The sequence below is a fragment of the Shewanella carassii genome (genome assembly GCF_002777975.1).
In the GTDB taxonomy this organism is placed as follows: domain Bacteria; phylum Pseudomonadota; class Gammaproteobacteria; order Enterobacterales; family Shewanellaceae; genus Shewanella; species Shewanella carassii.
Window position 1 is genome coordinate 43,576 of record NZ_NGVS01000025.1, and the last position, 18,613, is coordinate 62,188.

Annotated in this window: 21 protein-coding genes; 6 read left to right on the top strand and 15 right to left on the bottom strand. The window is 51.2% G+C overall.

Features of this window, described 5'->3' with window-relative positions; all coding sequences use genetic code 11:
• Positions 1–109: 109 nt before the first annotated feature.
• A complete protein-coding gene (locus CBE72_RS12890; protein WP_100143976.1) occupies positions 110–952 on the top strand; it encodes an ABC transporter permease subunit in 843 nt (280 codons plus the stop codon).
• Complete coding sequence (locus CBE72_RS12895) at positions 949–1,854, top strand: ABC transporter ATP-binding protein (protein WP_100143978.1); 906 nt, start codon at positions 949–951, stop codon at positions 1,852–1,854. Before CBE72_RS12890 ends, CBE72_RS12895 begins: the two co-directional genes overlap by 4 nt.
• Before the next feature lie 637 nt (positions 1,855–2,491).
• Here the strand turns inward: CBE72_RS12895 and CBE72_RS12900 are convergent.
• The 3 genes from CBE72_RS12900 to CBE72_RS12910 form a co-directional block, all read right to left on the bottom strand.
• Entirely contained in the window at positions 2,492–2,701 is a 210-nt protein-coding gene (locus CBE72_RS12900) for a cold-shock protein (protein WP_025009607.1), read from the bottom strand.
• Between the two features lie 253 nt (positions 2,702–2,954).
• Entirely contained in the window at positions 2,955–3,758 is an 804-nt protein-coding gene (rlmA, locus tag CBE72_RS12905) for a 23S rRNA (guanine(745)-N(1))-methyltransferase (protein ID WP_100143980.1), read from the bottom strand.
• A 43-nt stretch (positions 3,759–3,801) separates the two neighbouring features.
• Complete coding sequence (locus CBE72_RS12910; RefSeq protein WP_100143982.1) at positions 3,802–4,602, bottom strand: hypothetical protein; 801 nt, start codon at positions 4,600–4,602, stop codon at positions 3,802–3,804.
• Positions 4,603–4,785: 183 nt separating this feature from the next.
• Here CBE72_RS12910 and sbcB point away from each other — a divergent pair, with 183 nt between their 5' ends.
• The gene (gene sbcB / locus CBE72_RS12915; protein WP_100143984.1) at positions 4,786–6,201 is read left to right on the top strand and encodes an exodeoxyribonuclease I; all 1,416 of its coding nucleotides are present in this window, start codon (positions 4,786–4,788) and stop codon (positions 6,199–6,201) included.
• Positions 6,202–6,290: 89 nt separating this feature from the next.
• Entirely contained in the window at positions 6,291–7,187 is an 897-nt protein-coding gene (cdd, locus tag CBE72_RS12920) for a cytidine deaminase (protein ID WP_100143986.1), read from the top strand.
• Positions 7,188–7,251: 64 nt separating this feature from the next.
• Here cdd and CBE72_RS12925 read toward each other — a convergent pair whose 3' ends face one another.
• From CBE72_RS12925 to yceD, 11 genes are all read right to left on the bottom strand, one after another.
• The gene (locus CBE72_RS12925) at positions 7,252–8,130 is read right to left on the bottom strand and encodes an NAD(P)-dependent oxidoreductase (RefSeq protein WP_100143988.1); all 879 of its coding nucleotides are present in this window, start codon (positions 8,128–8,130) and stop codon (positions 7,252–7,254) included.
• Between the two features lie 211 nt (positions 8,131–8,341).
• Complete coding sequence (locus CBE72_RS12930) at positions 8,342–8,821, bottom strand: acyl-CoA thioesterase (protein ID WP_100143990.1); 480 nt, start codon at positions 8,819–8,821, stop codon at positions 8,342–8,344.
• A gap of 70 nt (positions 8,822–8,891) precedes the next feature.
• Positions 8,892–9,260 (bottom strand): hypothetical protein, encoded by a 369-nt coding sequence (locus CBE72_RS12935; protein ID WP_100143992.1) that lies wholly within the window; start codon positions 9,258–9,260, stop codon positions 8,892–8,894.
• A gap of 158 nt (positions 9,261–9,418) precedes the next feature.
• Complete coding sequence (gene fabF, locus CBE72_RS12940; RefSeq protein ID WP_100143993.1) at positions 9,419–10,657, bottom strand: beta-ketoacyl-ACP synthase II; 1,239 nt, start codon at positions 10,655–10,657, stop codon at positions 9,419–9,421.
• A 191-nt stretch (positions 10,658–10,848) separates the two neighbouring features.
• Entirely contained in the window at positions 10,849–11,082 is a 234-nt protein-coding gene (gene acpP / locus CBE72_RS12945; RefSeq protein ID WP_006081231.1) for an acyl carrier protein, read from the bottom strand.
• Between the two features lie 163 nt (positions 11,083–11,245).
• Complete coding sequence (gene fabG, locus CBE72_RS12950; RefSeq protein ID WP_100143995.1) at positions 11,246–11,992, bottom strand: 3-oxoacyl-ACP reductase FabG; 747 nt, start codon at positions 11,990–11,992, stop codon at positions 11,246–11,248.
• Between the two features lie 10 nt (positions 11,993–12,002).
• Positions 12,003–12,929: an ACP S-malonyltransferase gene (gene fabD, locus CBE72_RS12955; RefSeq protein WP_100144073.1), complete on the bottom strand. Its 927-nt coding sequence runs from the start codon at positions 12,927–12,929 to the stop codon at positions 12,003–12,005.
• Positions 12,930–13,058: 129 nt separating this feature from the next.
• Entirely contained in the window at positions 13,059–14,018 is a 960-nt protein-coding gene (locus tag CBE72_RS12960) for a beta-ketoacyl-ACP synthase III (protein WP_100143997.1), read from the bottom strand.
• Positions 14,019–14,027: 9 nt separating this feature from the next.
• Complete coding sequence (gene plsX / locus CBE72_RS12965) at positions 14,028–15,056, bottom strand: phosphate acyltransferase PlsX (RefSeq protein ID WP_100143999.1); 1,029 nt, start codon at positions 15,054–15,056, stop codon at positions 14,028–14,030.
• A gap of 15 nt (positions 15,057–15,071) precedes the next feature.
• The gene (gene rpmF, locus CBE72_RS12970; RefSeq protein WP_025009546.1) at positions 15,072–15,242 is read right to left on the bottom strand and encodes a 50S ribosomal protein L32; all 171 of its coding nucleotides are present in this window, start codon (positions 15,240–15,242) and stop codon (positions 15,072–15,074) included.
• 16 nt (positions 15,243–15,258) lie between these two features.
• Positions 15,259–15,783, bottom strand: coding sequence for a 23S rRNA accumulation protein YceD (gene yceD / locus CBE72_RS12975; RefSeq protein WP_100144001.1), 525 nt, complete (start codon positions 15,781–15,783; stop codon positions 15,259–15,261).
• 275 nt (positions 15,784–16,058) lie between these two features.
• Here yceD and CBE72_RS12980 point away from each other — a divergent pair, with 275 nt between their 5' ends.
• Complete coding sequence (locus CBE72_RS12980) at positions 16,059–16,706, top strand: Maf family protein (RefSeq protein ID WP_100144003.1); 648 nt, start codon at positions 16,059–16,061, stop codon at positions 16,704–16,706.
• 199 nt (positions 16,707–16,905) lie between these two features.
• On the top strand, positions 16,906–17,859 hold the full coding sequence (locus CBE72_RS12985) for a PAS domain-containing protein (protein ID WP_100144005.1): 954 nt from the start codon (positions 16,906–16,908) through the stop codon (positions 17,857–17,859).
• Between the two features lie 95 nt (positions 17,860–17,954).
• Here CBE72_RS12985 and CBE72_RS12990 read toward each other — a convergent pair whose 3' ends face one another.
• Positions 17,955–18,599 (bottom strand): HAD-IA family hydrolase, encoded by a 645-nt coding sequence (locus CBE72_RS12990; RefSeq protein WP_100144007.1) that lies wholly within the window; start codon positions 18,597–18,599, stop codon positions 17,955–17,957.
• Between the last annotated feature and the right edge of the window lie 14 nt (positions 18,600–18,613).

Consider the following 18,613-nt stretch of genomic DNA (forward strand, 5'->3'; position numbering starts at 1 on the left):
GGCGTTGGCCTGCCTGGCCTCATGGTGTTAGGCTGACGTCTTATCGGCAACCCAGTGCTTGCTCCGGTCGCTGCAAGGACTCCATATTGGGAGCAAAACAAGGAACCACATGACAACTGCAACTCACAGCACTCATCCCGGGGGGCTGAAAAACGCCCTGCAACTCGCGGGATTTGAACTCTATAAACTCATTTTCCACCGCCGTGGCACCCTGGCGATGATAGCTTTCGCCCTGGTGTGGTTGCTGATCCTCGCCTATCCGGTCCGAGGTGCCGCCAGCTTTCTGTTGAACCCGGACTTCAAGCATTTTGTTACCGGCGCCTTCGGTGAAGGCACTCTAGATCAACTGTTTGCCTGGCCGGTTGCCGAGCAAGCCGTCTATTGGGTCATCAGTCTCTACCTGTTCCCCATGTTCAGCATTCTTATCTGCGGCGATCAGTTCGCCTCGGACAAAAACCGCGGCACACTGCGCTTTATCTGCCTGCGTTCGGGCCGCGATGCCCTCTTCTTCGGCCGCTTCCTCGGCATGATGTTGATCCAATTGCTGTTGGTTGCCATCACAGTCATAGCAACCGTATTTTTGGCCATGAGCCGAGATATGGCGTTGGTGCTACCCGCGCTGACTTCCGGCTTGATGATGACACTCAATCTGGTATTGATCCTGCTGCCCTACACAGCCCTGATGGCGCTGTTCTCACTCTGGGCCAGCTCGGCCAGACTGGCCAGCGTATTTGCGGTGCTTTTCTTTGCCGCCATGATGATAGTAATGGCAACTATTAACGCTCAGCTGCCCATGCTCTCTTTCATCGGTTATCTGGTGCCCGGCGCACAGATAGATGCCATGCTCAATGCCCAGCCGCTAACGGCACTGTCAAGTGCCTGGTTGCCACTGCTGCAAACCATTGGATTATTAGCGATAGGCCGCACCATGATGCAGCGAGGTGATCTATGAGTCTGATTAACTGTAAAGGCCTGAGCAAACTCTACGGCAGCAAGCGTGCATTGGATAGCGTCGACTTGCAACTGGAGCCCGGTAGTCCCATCGCCCTGGTCGGCCCAAACGGTGCCGGCAAGACCACATTGATGAGCCTGCTGCTGGGTTATATACGTCCAAGTAGTGGTGAAATCACTGTGATGGGACAGCGCCCCGGCAGCACCGGACTTTTGGGACAGATCTCGGCCCTGCCCCAGGACGCCGCCCTGGATCCCGGCTTCAGTCTGCTGACTCAATTCAGCCTGTTTGCCCGCATGCAGGGTATGGGCGCCGACGCTGCCAAGGCTGAATCCATGCGGGTGCTGGCGCTGGTAGGCCTTGATGAGGTCGCCAATCAAAAACCCAACTCTCTGAGTCATGGTATGGGAAAACGCGCCGCGATTGCTCAGGCGCTGATAGGCAACCCCAAGCTGGTGCTGCTGGATGAACCCACAGCCGGACTGGATCCCGCTAACGCCCGCAAAATTCGTGAGTTGGTAGAATCCCTGAGCACAGATACCACCTTTATTATCAGCTCCCACAATCTGGATGAACTGGAAAAACTCTGTGACAAAGTGCTGTATCTGGACAAAGGTAAACTGGGCCAGTCGGTCACCATGCAGCAAAGCAGCGCCGAAGCCTATCTGACGCTGCAGATGCAACACTGTGATCAGGAAAAACTGCTGGAAGCACTCTACGCCCTCGAAGGCGTTTACGAGATCTCGGCCAAGGGCAAACAAAACTACCTTATCCGTTACCAACCGGAGAAGGACACCTTGGATATCGAACTGCTGCAGCTACTCAAGCAAAATGGCTGGCAATATCGCAGCCTGATGCGAGGCCGCACACTGGAAGATACCCTGTTCGACGGCGCAGCCTAAATCTGAATCTCAGCCACTCGTCCATACCAGTCGAGCCCTGACACGAAAAAACCTATGTCTTGGCATAGGTTTTTTCTTTCGTCTACAGCAGGTTAATGTCACGCTTTTATTTGTTCTATCGAGCCACTCAGGGTATTTACACCTAACCTTGTCATTTACACTTGTATCAGTACGTATCAAAATCAACTTACAGCAACTTAATCACATACCTTTCTACATTACGCCTGCCATTTTCACCAACAAAGTCTTGGGAAAGACGCAAGTGCGTTCTTTTTCCTAGAGAGAGGCTTGGGCCTGACAGAAGTCATCCCAGGAAGCCTGTCAAAATCAGATAAATCAGAGACTCGATTGCTGTTATCTGGGTAATAAAGATATATTTTTTAAAACAGAGTAATCGCCTGAAATAAATTAATCTTAATTTGAGAGAACAACATGAATTAGAATAAAAGCTCTAGACCGAGACCACTTATTGAAGCGATAAAAGATTGAAGAGATAGAAATTGGGCTGGCTTAGCCATGAAGACATGAACAACCAATACATAAAAATCAAGGCATAAAAAAACCGCGCTTCCTTACACCAAGAAGTGTAGGCTCGCGCGGTTTATTACGATATCGCTCGGGTTACCCCGAAAAGCGATTAGCCGATAACAGAAACGTTTTCAGCTTGAGGACCTTTTTGGCCCTGAGTAACAGTGAAGGATACTTTCTGACCTTCGTCCAGAGTCTTGAAGCCGTCAGAGTTGATGGCGCGGAAGTGTACAAACACGTCTGGACCAGACTCTTGCTCGATGAAACCGAAACCTTTGTCAGAGTTGAACCACTTAACTACACCAGTTACTTGTGACATGATATAAATCCTGTAAATAAAACTATCTTTTAAGCCTTAACGGCGGTGGAGCTGAAAATGCCGGTATTACTTATGTTTACAGGACGAACTGGTCGTATTGAAGACATAAAAATAAGCCCAACTTTCAAGCTAAGAAGACTATAAATCATTCTGGAGATAAGTCAACAAACTTAATTGACCCTTCTTAGTTTTTTTTACTTAAATTTCGAGTATTTGCCGTAACAAGTTGAAACCTATCTTATAGTTCTAGCTCTTATGTATTACGTTGGTAAATTTGAATGTGGAAATCCAGTTCACAACGCAATCCCTCAGCCTGCAGCTGCTGTTTCTGTTCGGCGCTGAGCTTCCAGGCATAGGGAGTCATCTCCAGAAAGTCATTGCAAACCGGTCCGGCCGGCAGAACCAGCGGCCACTGCAGTCTCTCATCATGCAGCAGGTTAAAACCCGGTAGCTCTGCCTTGGTCAGCTCATGCTCTCTTGGCTCACTATAGATGATCTCTTTTAACTGAAAGTGATGTCTTGGGCCTGGGGATACACAGATGAAAACGCCGCCGGGCTTACACACCCGTGCCAACTCCTGAACTTTTGATGGTGCGTAGATACGCAACATGAGATCAAAGGCTGCATCGGCAAAAGGCATGTCGTAGGCGCTGGCTACACAAAAGCGCATCTGTGGATGTGCCTTGGCGGCGTAACGAATCGCCGTTCTGGAAATATCCAAACCATAGAGTTTGCCACCAACGGCTTGTTGCAAACGCTCGCTGTAGTAGCCTTCACCACAGCCCAAGTCCAAAATCTCGGGTTGTGTCTTACAATATTCCAACGCCAATTCGTTGACCCTGCTGCTGAGAGCTTGATAATAGCCGGCATTCAAAAAAGCGCGCCTGGCCTGCATCATCTGCTTGTTGTCACCGGGATCGCGAGAATTTTTCTTCTGCACCGGCAACAGGTTGACATAGCCTTCCTTTGCCTTGTCAAAGCTGTGGTTTTGGCTACAACACCATTGTTTTCCATCCTGCACCAACTCGCTGCGGCACAGGGGACAAATATAAGTCATGCATTACTTCCATCAGAATTGGGCTTTGCAGCCCAAGGTGGTCTTACTCTTCGTCGGTCAACTGCCTGACCATGGCATTGAGCTCCGGCGAAGACAAGAGTTCATAGCACTCAAGCGCGCGCCTGAGCTTTTCTTCGGTGCCATCATGGTTGGCACTCTGGCGGTAATTGGGACGTTCAAGCGACTGATTATAACATCGCAGCAGCCATTGACGTTTCTGGGATAGACCCGTGAGCAGATGCCAAACTTCGTTGAGCAGGCCTTCGGGCAACTTAGCCCCATGCGCCAGCTGGTATCGCTCCAACCTGATTCGAGCCTGAGTCACTTCACTGAGTTGCACCGCCAACTTTTCACTGCTGGCTTGATAATCCTGAGCTTCGGCCAACGCTGTCTTGGCGAGAATGATCTCTCTTGGCTCCTGGGACAAACGCAAATCCTGCTCCAGAGGCAGCAGCTCGAATCTACCGGTTTGTAACGAGCAGAAAAATGTCTGCCCTGGCCAAAAATCGATACTCACGCCTTGCCTCAGGGCTGCGATGCAACTTGAAGTACTGGTTCCAATCTCAGAATAAAGCCTTAGACCCTGTCCGGCTGTTCGCGACACTCCATCCTTCCTGACGGATTCAAAAGGCAGCAACTGCTGAGTCAGAAAAGGTTGCAGCCTCAAAATAAACTGTCCCTGCGAAACCTTGTCTTCTCCTTCAAGCATTACCCACTCAAGCAGCGGCGAGCGCAGCGCTTCCGACAACACAAAATCACTGACACTGTCCGGCAGGCTGAGGCACAACCTGGTCGGCATTGAAAGATTGACTATGGTGGGTGAACTGAAAAACTGACTGTACATCTGCATCCCTTCGGGTAATCCGAACCTCGTTGTCCCTGCCGGCAGGCAGCTTATTGTAACCAGAGGCCATCGATTCACCAAGGGCGGTTTTTAACCGAAATACCAGCGATAATGTCGGCAAAATCCCATTTCCGTAAAAAAATGTTAAGATAAGCTTTTGTCTACAGAGCCAAAGTCATCAGCATGAGTCAAGCCCAACCTCAGCCTTCCATATTCTGGCATGATTATGAAACATTCGGCGCTAATCCGGCGAAAGACAGGCCGGCGCAATTTGCCGGGATACGTACCGATCTGGAGCTGAACATCATTGGCGAGCCCGAGACCTTTTACTGTCAGATAGCCAGCGATTACCTGCCCTCACCCGAGGCGATCCTCATCACAGGGATCACGCCGCAACTGGCCAATGGCAAAGGGCTGCCGGAAACCGAGTTTATGGGGCGGATCAATGCCCTGTTCAGCCAAGCCAATACCTGCGTCGCTGGCTACAACTCGCTGCGATTTGATGATGAGGTCAGCCGTTATGGTTTTTACCGTAACTTTATCGATCCCTATGCCAGAGAATGGCAGCAAGGCAATTCCCGCTGGGATATTATCGATCTGGTCCGGGCCTGCTATGCCCTGCGCCCGGACGGGATCAACTGGCCAACCAAAGAAGACGGCTCTCCCAGTTTCAAGCTCGAACATCTGACCCAGGCCAACGGACTCGGCCATGAAAAGGCTCACGATGCCATGTCAGATGTTTACGCCACCATAGCCTTGGCCAAACTGATAAAAGAGAAACAACCAAGGCTGTTTGACTACTATTTCAAACTCAGACGCAAGCAGGCAGTTTCTGAGCAAATCGATGTACTCAATATGCAACCTTTGGTGCATATCAGCTCCAAAATCCCGGCGACTCAGGGCTGTGCCACTCTCATAGCCCCTGTGGCCCATCATCCGGAGAACAAGAATGCCATTGTCTGCGTTAACCTGCATATGGATATCAGCCCGCTGATTGAACTGGATGTAGACAGCATTCGCGAGCGTCTCTACACGCCAAGAAGCGAATTGGCAGAAGATGAATTACCCATACCGGTTAAACAGGTGCACATCAATAAGTGCCCCTTTATTGCCACCGCCAAGACACTGACCGATGAAGCCGCCGAGCGGATTGGATTTGACAAAGCCTTTGCCCGCGAACAATACAAGCGCCTGCGCCAGCATCCGCAGATCCGCGCCAAGCTGGCAAGTCTGTTTGATACCCCGAGGGACAACCAGGGTACCGATCCGGATCTTATGCTCTACAGCGGTGGATTCTTCTCTCCGGCGGATAAGGCCAAGATGGAGATGATCCGCCATACCGCCCCCGATAATCTGGCGGCGTTGGATCTCAGCTTTGACGACCCCAGACTCAAGGAGATGCTATTTCGTTATCGTGCCCGTAACTATCCCTCGACACTTACGGACAAAGAAACACTGCGCTGGCATGAGTTCTGTCAGCAAAGGCTCAACGATCCGGATTATGTCATTCGCTTGGAAAATCTGTTGGAAGAAACTGCCGAAAATGAAAGTCACCAGCGACTTCTCAAGGCTCTGGTGCAATACTTACAGGCGCTTTAACGGGATTTTGCGAAGCCAGTCCCGTTTCAACTGTAACTTCCTGACTAAACTGGATAACCATTAGCTTAACATTTAACAAGGAATGGCCAATGCAAGACAGATTTGTAAACAGCCTGAACCAGTTGCCCAAGACACTTGCCGAGCAATTGGTGCCACTGCTCAACGATAAGTTCGCCGGTCATCTGGATGCACAGCAGCTGAGTGAATTGGCCAAGGTCAGCGGCCTTGGTGATGATGAGTTACTGCTGGCGCTCTTGCCTATTGCTGCGGCACTGGCCAATCCGCCAATCAGTGAGTTCTATGTCGGCGCCATCGCCAAAGGCAAGAGCGGTGATATCTATATGGGCGCCAATATCGAACTGCCGGGTGAAGCCTTGTGTCACTCGGTTCACGCCGAGCAAAGCGCCATCAGTCATGCCTGGCTGAGCGGTGAAAGCCAGGTAGTCGATATCATAGTCAACGAGAGTCCCTGCGGCCACTGCCGTCAATTTATGAATGAGTTGGTGGCCGGGCAAGAGATCCGCATTCACCTGCCCAAGCAGCCTACAGCGCCTTTGAGTCATTACCTGCCCTACGCCTTTGGTCCCAAAGATCTCAATGTCACCACGCCTTTGCTGAGTAAACAACAGGTAAACCTGGCGCTTGAGAGCTCCGATCCCATGGTGATTGAGGCGCTGGATCACGCCAGCCTCAGCTATGCCCCGTACAGCAAGAGCCATTGTGCGGTAGTACTGGAAACGGCTGATGGTGCCACCTTCTGTGGCCGTTACGCCGAAAACGCCGCCTTTAACCCATCCATGATGCCGATGCAGATGGCACTGTCGACCCTGCTGCGCCATAACCGCAGCTTCAGCGAAATCAAACGGGCGCTGCTGCTGGAATCGGCCGATGGCAAAATCTCTCTGGTGGGAGCCAGCATGGACGCCCTGCACGCAGTGGCGCCTGTAGAGCTGGAACATATAGTGGTCAGCCCCGAGCCCAACTGATAGCAGACTCAAAACCCAAAAAGGACAGCTGAAGCTGTCCTTTTGTTATCTTCAATCGCTGGCCTTACTTGTTGCGGCACTTCTCCTGGCGAGCCATCAGACTGGAAGTATCCCAGCGGTTACCGCCCATGGCCTGCACTTCTGCGTAGAACTGATCAACCATGGCGGTCAGCGGCAAATGTGAGCCATTGCGTCTGGCTTCATTGAGAGCGATACCTAAGTCTTTGCGCATCCAGTCCACCGCAAAACCAAAATCATATTCTCCCTGCAACATGGTCTTGTGACGATTTTCCATCTGCCAGCTCTGGGCCGCGCCTTTGCTGATCACCTCAACCACCTTCTCGCCATCGAGCCCGGCGCTCTTGGCAAAATGCATGGCTTCGGCCAAACCTTGTACCACCCCGGCGATGCAGATTTGATTGACCATCTTGGTCAACTGCCCGGCGCCAACATCTCCCAATAGTTCGGCGCAGCGGGCATAGGCAGCCATCACAGGTTTTACCCGCGCAAATACCGCCTCAGAGCCACCGGCCATAATGGTCAATACCCCATTCTCAGCACCTGCCTGACCGCCGGAAACCGGCGCGTCCATAAAAGCGATGTCCTTCTCGACCAGCAAAGCGGCCAACTCCCTTGCCACATCGCATGAGGCAGTGGTGTGATCGACAAAGATACTGCCCACAGCCATACCATGCACTGCGCCCTCTTCACCCAGTACGACCTGGCGTAAGTCATCATCATTGCCGACACAGGCAAAGACAATATCCTGCCCCTCGGCGGCTTGGGCCGGAGTCTCGCAGCAGCGCCCACCAAACTCGGCCACCCAGGCTTCAGCCTTGGAGGAAGTACGGTTGTAAACAGTGACCTGGTGCCCCTGTTTTTGCAGATGCCCAGCCATGGGATACCCCATAACACCTAGACCGAGAAATGCGACGTTCGCCATGATATTTCCTTGATTATTTTAAGTGAGGGAACAGGCTGCCCCGATTGCCGACCATGCTTCAAAGCCTTTTGCATAAAGCCAAGAGTGACAATTCGAGCCGATGTTTAAGCCGCATTTTGCCATGGGGCAGCATAAAGGAGAAGTTGATACGGGCAAACTCAGCATCCCGCATACAGAAAAGAGCCACGAATGTGGCTCTTGAAATCAACATTTAAGGATGAACGTGCGCTTCCATTTCCGCGCCGATTTTCTTGCGCATTTCCATCAACTTGATAGCCGAATCCCTAAGCTCAATGTCCCTTGCCGATGTCGGCTGCCATTCGGGCACAGGCGTTGGTTTACCTTCATCATCTACCGCTACCATAATGACGATACAGTGAGTGGTCAGCTGGCGCTCGGAATTCTTGGGATCACCAGCCTTTACGTCCAAACCTATATGCATGGAAGTGCTGCCGGTATAGATCACCTTGGCACTCACCTCCACTATATTGCCCACATGTATGGGTTTAACAAATCTGATCCCACCGGCGTAAACCGTGATGCAGTACTTACCACTCCAACCGGCCGCACAGGCATAGGCCGCCAGGTCAATCCACTTCATTACGGCGCCGCCGTGTACCTTACCACCAAAGTTGACGTCTGCGGGCTCGGCCAAAAACCTCAGGGTTATCTGTCTCTCTGTTCCTGCCATGGGTTCCTCTCATCAGGCTTGGCGGTCTGCTGACCGCACCTGGCTGAGAGTGTACGCGAAAATTTCGCAATCACCCAAACTTACATACCAGGAAACTTCCGCCAATCACCAGAGGTAAGGCCAGCCGATAGATCCACAACTGCACCTTGTCATTGATAAACCGAGATAGTTGAAAAAGTGAATAAATGCCCATCGCCAGCAGGAAGATGCCTAGCACCTCTACCCCGGCTACTACATCAGTCCCCTTCCCGGCATACACAGCCGCAGTCAGCAAGGCAAACCAGAGCACAGTATAGGCGGCAATAGCCAAACTGAAAGTGCGAACACCGATTTCCATCGCAGGTTGCCAACGACGACTTTCGCCCCTGACTAACTCGGTTAAATTAGCCGCAATCGCTCCGACCACGGCCATAACAGGAAACATTGCAGGATTGAGCATAGTGAAAACTCCAGAATCATTTGGCAGGATTCTGGCGCTATATTCAAGGAATGCCAATAGAGATGAACAAAGGTTAATTCTGGGTTTAGTTTTAGAATATGACTAACTGATTTTAAAGATAAAAAAAGCGCCATCAGGCGCTTTTTCAAGAGGTAATCTTAAACTCGCTTCAGCAGCAAGGAGCCATTGGTGCCACCGAACCCAAAAGAGTTACAAAGCACATGTTCCACCTTGGTCTGACGTGCAGTATGGGCAACAAAGTCCAGATCGCAACCTTCGTCCGGGTTATCCAAGTTGATGGTAGGTGGAACTACCTGATCCTTGAGGGCCAACACGGAGAAAATAGTTTCCACCGCACCGGCAGCACCGAGCAAATGCCCTGTCATTGACTTGGTGGAACTCACCATCAACTTGTAGGCATGATCGCCAAAGATAGACTTCACTGCCGCCGCTTCGGCCTTGTCACCTGCTGGAGTCGAGGTACCGTGAGCGTTGATATAATCTATACTTTCGGGTGCCAGATTGGCATCTTTCAAGGCATGGCTCATCGCCAGGGCTGCGCCGGCACCATCGGCTGGCGGCGAGGTCATATGGAAGGCATCGCCGCTCATACCAAAACCAATCAGTTCGGCATAAATCTTGGCACCGCGAGCCTTGGCATGTTCATATTCTTCGAGCACCAACACTCCGGCGCCGTCGCCAATAACAAAACCATCTCTGTCTTTATCCCATGGGCGGCTGGCCGCCTGAGGATCATCATTGCGAGTAGACAAGGCCTTGGCCGCCGCAAAGCCACCCACGCCCAGAGGACAAGTCACATCTTCAGCGCCACCGGCCACCATCACATCGGCATCGCCATAAGCTATGGTACGGGCTGCGAAACCTATGTTGTGAACCCCTGTGGTACAGGCGGTTGTCACCGCAAAGTTAGGGCCTGTCATACCGTACATGATCGACAAATGACCAGCAATCATGTTGATGATGGTGCTGGGTACAAAGAAGGGGGAAATTTTACGTGGGCCACCGGCCATCAAGGCGCTGTGGTTTTGTTCAATCAACCACATGCCGCCCATACCGGCGCCGATAGCGGTTCCGACTCGGGTAGGATCTTCTTTATCCATCTCCAATCCGGAGTCGCGCATGGCCTGAATGCCGGCAGCCATACCATACTGAATAAAGAGGTCCATCTTGCGGGCATCTTTACGGGACAGGTACTGCTCTACGTCAAAATCTTTGACTGAGCCTGAAAAACGGGTGCTGAATTCGCTGGCATCAAACTTGGTGATTGGCGCTATACCGCTCTGACCTGCCAGTAGGGCTTGCCAGCTGCTGTCCACTGTGTTGCCGACCGGGGTCACCAGACCCAGGCCAGTGATAACGACTCGACGTTTAGTCACTGTGTCCACCTTAGATTAACGGGTGAGTTATCATGATAGGCTAAGCCGCTGCAGCCTACCATTGCCTCCGGCAGCAGCCGAATGGGTCACAAGACACAATAATGCACGGCTGATACTGGTACAACCAGAAACTGACGGGGCGAAAACAAAAACAGGCGGCAATTATGCCGCCTGTTTTCTGGAATTCTGGATTACTGATTCTTGGAAACGTAATCGATCGCTGCCTGAACGGTAGTGATTTTCTCAGCTTCCTCATCAGGGATCTCGGTATCAAACTCTTCTTCCAGAGCCATAACCAACTCAACAGTGTCCAGAGAATCTGCACCCAGATCGTCTACGAAAGAAGCTGCTGGCTTAACGTCTTCTTCTTTAACGCCCAGTTGCTCTACGATGATTTTCTTTACACGTTCTTCGATGTTGCTCATTAGTTTTCTTTCCTATTCAAATTACGCACTTGCGTAAGATTGCGAGTAGTTTATTAGATTTGACCAACATTGCAAGCCTAGAATTCGTGGTCTAACCACGATTTTAGGCCCTCAATTGCTGCAGATCACCACCCAATTGCGACAGTATCCCTGCCATTCGCCCTTAAACCATATACATCCCGCCATTTACATGCAAGGTTTCCCCTGTGATGTAAGCAGCGGCATCCGAGGCCAAAAAGAGCACGGCGTTGGCAATTTCCTGTGCCTGACCCAAGCGCTCCATTGGAACCTGGGACATGATGGCCTGTTGCTGATCTTCTGTCAGCTCATCCGTCATATCTGTCTGGATAAAACCAGGAGCAATAGCATTAACTGTAATTTGACGAGATGCAACCTCTCTGGCGAGAGATTTTGTAAATCCGATCAAACCGGCTTTGGCCGCAGAGTAGTTCACTTGGCCTGCATTGCCCATGGTACCTACCACAGAGCCAATATTGATGATACGGCCATGACGTTTCTTCATCATTGAGCGCATCACTGGCTTGGATAACCTGAAAAGAGATGTCAGGTTAGTGTCCAGGATATCCTGCCACTCATCCTCTTTCATCCGCATCAATAAATTGTCGCGGGTGATGCCAGCATTGTTTACCAGAATATCAACATCGCCGGCTTTTTCTTTGATCGAGGCATATAAATTTTCAACAGATTGTGGATCTGTGACATTCAGCACCAAACCCTGGCCCTTATCGCCCAGATAAGCCGAGATAGCTTCGGCGCCACGCTCACTGGTTGCAGTACCAAATACTGTGGCGCCAGCTTCGGCCAGCGTGGTGGCAATCGACTTGCCAATGCCACGACTGGCGCCGGTAACCAGGGCAATCTTGCCGGTTAAGTCTAATGTTACGCTCATGAAAAGCTCCTTATTCGATCAATGCAGCCAGAGAAGCGGCATCGTTGACAGCCTTGGCTGCAAGGGATTTGTTAATGCGCTTGCAAAGCCCGGTCAAAACTTTACCTGGCCCCACCTCATAGAGCTCTGTGACCCCCATGGCCGCCATGGCTTCCACAGTTTCGGTCCAGCGCACCGGGCTGTAAAGCTGACGCACCAAGGCATCGCGGATATCAGCAGCATCTTGAGGCTGGGCGACATCCGCATTGTTAATCACGGGGATTTGTGGCTGATTAAACTCAATGTCACCAAGTGCGATCGCCAGTCGATCGGCGGCGGGCTTCATCAAGGCGCAATGGGACGGCACGCTCACAGGCAAGGCAACCGCCATTTTGGCACCTGCGGCCTTACAGGCTGCAGCGGCGCGCTCAACTGCGGCTTTTTCACCGGCAATTACCACTTGGCCTGGGCTATTGTAGTTAACCGGGCTAACCACAGCGCCTTCGGCGCTGTCTTTACAGGCCTTGGCAATGGCGTCGTTATCCAGGCCTATGATGGCAAACATGGCTCCTGTTCCGGCAGGAACTGCTTGCTGCATCAACTGACCACGCAGTTCAACCAACTTAACGGCATCGGTAAACTTGAGCACCCCGGCACACACTAGCGCAGAGTATTCACCCAAACTGTGACCTGCCATCACGTTGGGAGCGGCTTTGCCGGCCGCTTGCCAGGCGCGATACAGGGCGACACTTGCGCTCAGCAAGGCTGGCTGGGTCTTGTCAGTCTCGTTAAGAGTTTCGGCCGGACCTTGCTGAACCAGTTGCCACAAGTCGTAACCCAGCACGTCACTGGCCTCACGAAAAGTCTCGGTCACTACCGGATAGTGTTCAGCGAGATCGGCAAGCATGCCTACAGCCTGAGAACCTTGTCCCGGGAACACGAAAGCGAAGTTTTCCATATTCATTTACCTATGATTGCAGGCAGCAAAGCAGATGTTGCTACCCGAGTCCACTGATCTGCCCGGCAGATCAACTTGTATGCATTGAAACGGCCCACTCACTTGTGCAAAGAAAGCAGGCGCTGAATATCAGAAGCGAACCAAGGCGCTACCCCAGGCAAAACCGGCACCGAAGGCTTCTAACAGCAGGAGTTGCCCGCGTTTGATGCGGCCATCGCGCACCGCCTCATCCAGTGCAATCGGCACTGAGGCTGCTGAGGTATTGCCATGTTTGGCCAACGTCAGCACCACTTTATCAAGACTCATGTCCAATTTCTTGGCTGTGGCATTGATAATGCGGAAATTGGCTTGATGTGGCACCAGCCAATCTATTTCTGACTTGTCGACGTTATTCAATCTCAGGGTTTCTGTCACGACATGGGACAACTGAGTCACGGCGACCTTGAAGACATCATTGCCCTTCATGGTCATAAAGCCCACGGCTTCGGAGGTTTCTCCGGCTCTGGGTGGAAAAGCACATTTAAGCAGTTCCCCATGACGACCATCGGCGTAAATATGGGTAGAGATGATCCCCGGCTCTTCACTGGCGCCCACCACGGCGGCACCTGCGCCATCACCAAAGAGAATAATGGTGGTTCTGTCTTCCGGCTCACAGAGTCTGGAAAGCACATCGGCACCTATTACCAGCACTTTCTTGGCCGCACCGGTTTTTACAAACTGATCCGCGACCGAAAGCGCATAGACAAAGCCGGAGCATGCGGCAGCGACATCAAATGCTGGGATAGTATGAATCCCCAACATGGCCTGTACTTCACAGGCGGCGGCCGGAAAAGCATTTGCTGCACTCGTGGTACCGCAAATAATCATATCGAGTTCACTGGCTTCGATGCCTGCCATTTCAATGGCCTTCAGCGCTGCCTGATAACCCATAGTGGCAACCGTTTCACTGGCATCAGCGATCCGACGCTCAGAAATACCCGTACGCTCAACAATCCACTGGTCACTGGTTTCCACCATTTTTTCCAGATCTTGATTGCTACGCACCTGCGCCGGCAGGTAACTGCCAGTTCCAAGAATTTTTGTATGCATAAGGAGAAATCAGCTGTTTATATCTAAAAGTATCGACTCGAGACGCTGCTTGATCATCTCAGGGAGTCGACGTCTTGCTTCTGTAACTGCCAAGCTAATCGCTTGTAAATAGGCAGTTTCATCTGCATTCCCATGGCTCTTGACAACTATTCCGCGCAATCCTATCAGACTTGCACCATTATAGTGGTCGGGGTTCATTTGTTTGAGCACGCTTTGAATACTGGGAGCCAAAAATTTGGCCAGCAAGCGTACAAAAAAGCCTCGGGTCAGCCCTTCCTTAAGCTGATGTATCAAGAGTCTGGCAATGCCTTCTGAAGTTTTCAGGGTAATATTACCGACAAAACCATCGCAAACGATCACGTCCACAGTTCCGCGGTAAATGTCATTGCCCTCAATAAAACCTTGATAATTGATTTGGGGGGTATGTTGCAGCAACTGGGCAGCCTGCTGCACCTGATCGTTGCCTTTGATCTCTTCACTGCCGACATTGAGCAGCGCAACCTTGGGTCTGGGTTGTTTGGTCACCGCCTCACAGAGGACTGAACCCATGACAGAAAACTGAAACAAGGTATCGGAATCACAGGACACATTGGCCCCGAGGTCCAGCAGATAGACTGGCTTATGGTTGATCGTCGGCAGACAACTGACCAAAGCGGGTCTGTCTATGCCCGGCAGTGTCTTAAGCACTACCTTGGCCATGGCCATCAAGGCGCCGGTGTTACCTGCGCTGACACACGCCTGAGCCTCACCTTTATGCACAGCATCCAGCGCCCGACGCATGGAGCTGTCACGCCGACAACGCAAAGCATGCACCGGTCTGTCGGACATACTAACCACTTCTGTGGTATGCCTGAGTTCAATTCTATCGGTAATGTCTTGCCCGGATTGGGCTAAGTACGGCTGTATCTGGTCTTGATCACCAACCAGAATAAACCTGAGATCTGGATATAATTTAAGTGCCTGCAGGGCTGCAGGCACCGTCACGTGGGGGCCATGGTCGCCACCCATCGCATCTAACGCAAGCGTCAGACTCGTCATAAGACAATCAACAACTTACTTGTTGATTACCTTTTTGCCACGGTAGAAACCGTCAGCAGTCACGTTGTGACGACGATGCAGTTCACCGCTGGTAGCGTCTACAGACAGCTGAGCAGTGCTCAGTGCATCGTGTGAACGGCGCATACCGCGCTTTGAACGAGATTTTTTATTCTGTTGTACAGCCATTGATCTGTCTCCTGGATTACTTGCTCTTCAGTTTTTCTAACACTGCAAACGGATTTGGACGCTCCTCTTGAGCGGCTTCAATCTCGCCTATGGCCACATCCTTGGAACCTGTATGACATTCATCTATGTCATGGGTAGGTATCAAGGGCATAGCCAGTATCAATTCATCTTCAATCAATTGATGCAGACGAACTTCGCCAATTTCATTGCACTCAATAGGGTCATACGCATCCGGGAGCTCATCGATTTCAGCTTCATTCCGACAAGGACTGAAACTAAACTCGACCGTAACCTCTGTGGTAAATAGTGTCATGCAGCGTTGACATAGCAGAGTGAGCTCCGTCACAGCCTTCCCTTTCAGGTAGACTATCCCCTGTAAATCCACACCACACTCAATTGACACTGTCACATCGGAACAGTCGCCGGCACATAATTCATTCAATCGCTTCAGTTGCGTACCAGGAACAACACCTCGATAGTTAAGGCGGCTGGTCGCAGCACGAATAGGATCAATTGAAACCGGTATCTTTACTGTTTGCATAAGGCGCGCATATTATAGTTTGAAACCGCCGGAGTCAAAGGAAAAATGATGATGCGGCTCGCAAAGGAAATAAAACCTTTGCTCTCCCCGTCATCATAGATCTGTTCCAACGGGTTCGAAATTGACGGACGCAGAATTCTACCCAAGCACAGGACTCTTCACAAGCCGTTGCCGCGCAAAATAAAGCCATTCATCTCATCCCCAAGCCACTCTTGCCAGGCATTAGCAAATTTGGCGACAATATCCCCCTCTCACATCGCTTTGGAACCCAAGACATGACGCAACCAGATGGCCAAATACAGGCTGCCGTCTCACCTAATCAACTTCAACTGATTTTAGCCTCAACCTCCAGCTATCGAAAGGCACTATTGGCAAAATTAGGTTTGGCGTTTGAGTGTGTGGCTCCCGATGTGGATGAAACGCCCCGGCCAGAAGAAACCGCCTTTGATTTGGTCAAGCGTCTGGCGACAGCCAAAGCGCAGGCCGGGGCAAAGCAGTTAAGCAACGCACTGGTGATAGGTTCAGATCAGGTCGCTGTGGTTGACGGTCAAATCGTCGGCAAGCCTCTGACTGAAGAGAAAGCCTGCCAGCAGTTGCTGGCCGCCTCGGGGAAAAGCATTACCTTTTATACCGGGCTAGCGCTCTATAACAGCTGCAGCGGCCAAACTCAGGTGGAAGTCGAACCTTTCATTGTGCATTTCAGAAACCTGAGCCAAGATGAAATCATCGACTATGTTCGCCGCGAGCAACCACTCTGGTGTGCTGGCAGCTTTAAGTGTGAAGGCTTGGGCATCGCCCTGTTTCGGGCCCTCGAAGGACGCGATCCCAATACATTAATAGGTTTACCCTTAATCCTGCTCATCGAAATGCTCTCCCGTCAGGGTATCAAAGTATTGGGAAATTCCGCTTCGCCCGTAAGCTAACGCGTTAAGTCGTTGAGCCATAAGAACTCCTTTTTTAATCGGTTAGCCCGCGGCATGTTAATAAAACATGCCGGTTAATCAAGCGCGCCTAAACCTTACCCCAATTAAGAAAATCGACTGTGCGTTACGACCGCTTTCGCCCTACACTAATAACAATTAATCAACATACCTCTTTTGATGATAACGAGTAGAGTGAAAGATGACAGATATCGAAGAAGCCTTGGCTCTACTGGCAGCCCCCTGCACTGATAAACGTTTTTTTCAGCGGGCACTACGCGCTCTCGCCTTAGTGACCCAATGTCGCTGGGCCGGTTTTGGCCGAATCAAAAACGATTCCCGAGGCGAGGTCATCGCCTTTTGTGACAACAAACAGTCTCTGCCTACTTTTGAATTTGAATGGTTTGGCTCTCCCTGTGAATCCCTCTATCAACAGCAGGCCTCCAGCACTCATATTCTTCACGCCCGTGATCTGCAGAAACGCTTTCCCCATTTTGCCCTGATCCGTGAGATAGGCGCCCAGAGTTATCAGGCCGAGTTGATCCTCGGCAGAGATGGCAAACCGATCGGGCATATTTTTGTACTCGATACCCTCCCCCAAGCTGAGAATGCCAAATCAAAGGAGTTTTTCAGGATCTTGGCTCAGCGTATCGGCCTCGAATATCACAGAATGTTGGTCAATCGCGAGCTCGCCATGCACAAGCAGATGGTAGCCACTACTGATCATCTACTGGCATTTATCGGTACCGACTATTGCTACCGTATGGTTTCAAAAGGGTATGAACAGCTTTTCAATCGCCCTAAAGAGGAGATAATAGGTAAGCATATTACCAAGCTGCATGGTGTGGAGGCATTCGAGAAGAAGATCCGGCCGCTGCTTGAGCGAGCCTTGAACGGTGAAACGCTAGAAGCCAATCGCTGGTTGCACCCACCACATCTGACCATACCGTTGCTGATGAGTGTACGCCATTCCCCCTGTATCAACGATGCCGGTGAAATTTGTGGTGTCATAGTCTCATCGCACGACATCACACGTCTGTCGGCACTGGCATTGTCCAGCCTGGGCACTGAAGCTTTTAACTTGGGTACAGAGCCCCCAAACACAAAAAAACTGAGCACAGAACTGGGCCAAGAGTTAAAAACCGCTAACACTTGAAATGACGCTCTACCTTTTCCATAGAATAGAGCAAGCAAAAGGCCCGCAGATGCAGGCCTTTTAAGAATGTGCTTAGATAAAGATGCCAATGAAGATCACAAATGGTGCAATAGCCCCAATGGACTATCGATAATGGCCTTTGGCGCCGCCTCATGTAAGCGTTCTCGACTATGAGCACCATAACTGACCCCAATGGCATCCATACCGGCATTGGCCGCCATATTGAGATCGTGTACCGAGTCCCCCACCATCAAAGCTTTTTCTGGCGCTATTTTTAATTCAGCCAATAGCTGTTGCAGCATATCTGGGTGGGGTTTACTTCTCGCCTCATCGGCACTGCGACTGGCATGAAAAAACTCTCCAAGTCCAGTTTCCAGCAGTACGCGTTCAAGGCCGGCTCTAGCCTTACCTGTCGCCACCGCCAGTAGATACTTCTCACTGCGAAGCTGTGATAGCAAAGTCGGCGTTTCACTGAATAGTGGACTCGGCGTAGTATCTAGTTGCAAGAACTGCTGCTTGTACTGATCTTTGAGCGCCTGATATTCGCCGACACTTCCCGCTGGATAGAGGCATTGTAGGGCCTCTGTCATCGACAGACCAATAATGTCGCGCACAGCCTGCTCCGAAGGGATAGGCAAGGACATTGCCCTTGCCGTATTTTCCATACAGCGGACAATCTTGCCAATCGAGTCCATCAGGGTGCCGTCCCAATCGAATATCAGCAGCTCATATGCCTTCATGGCCTGTTTCCCTA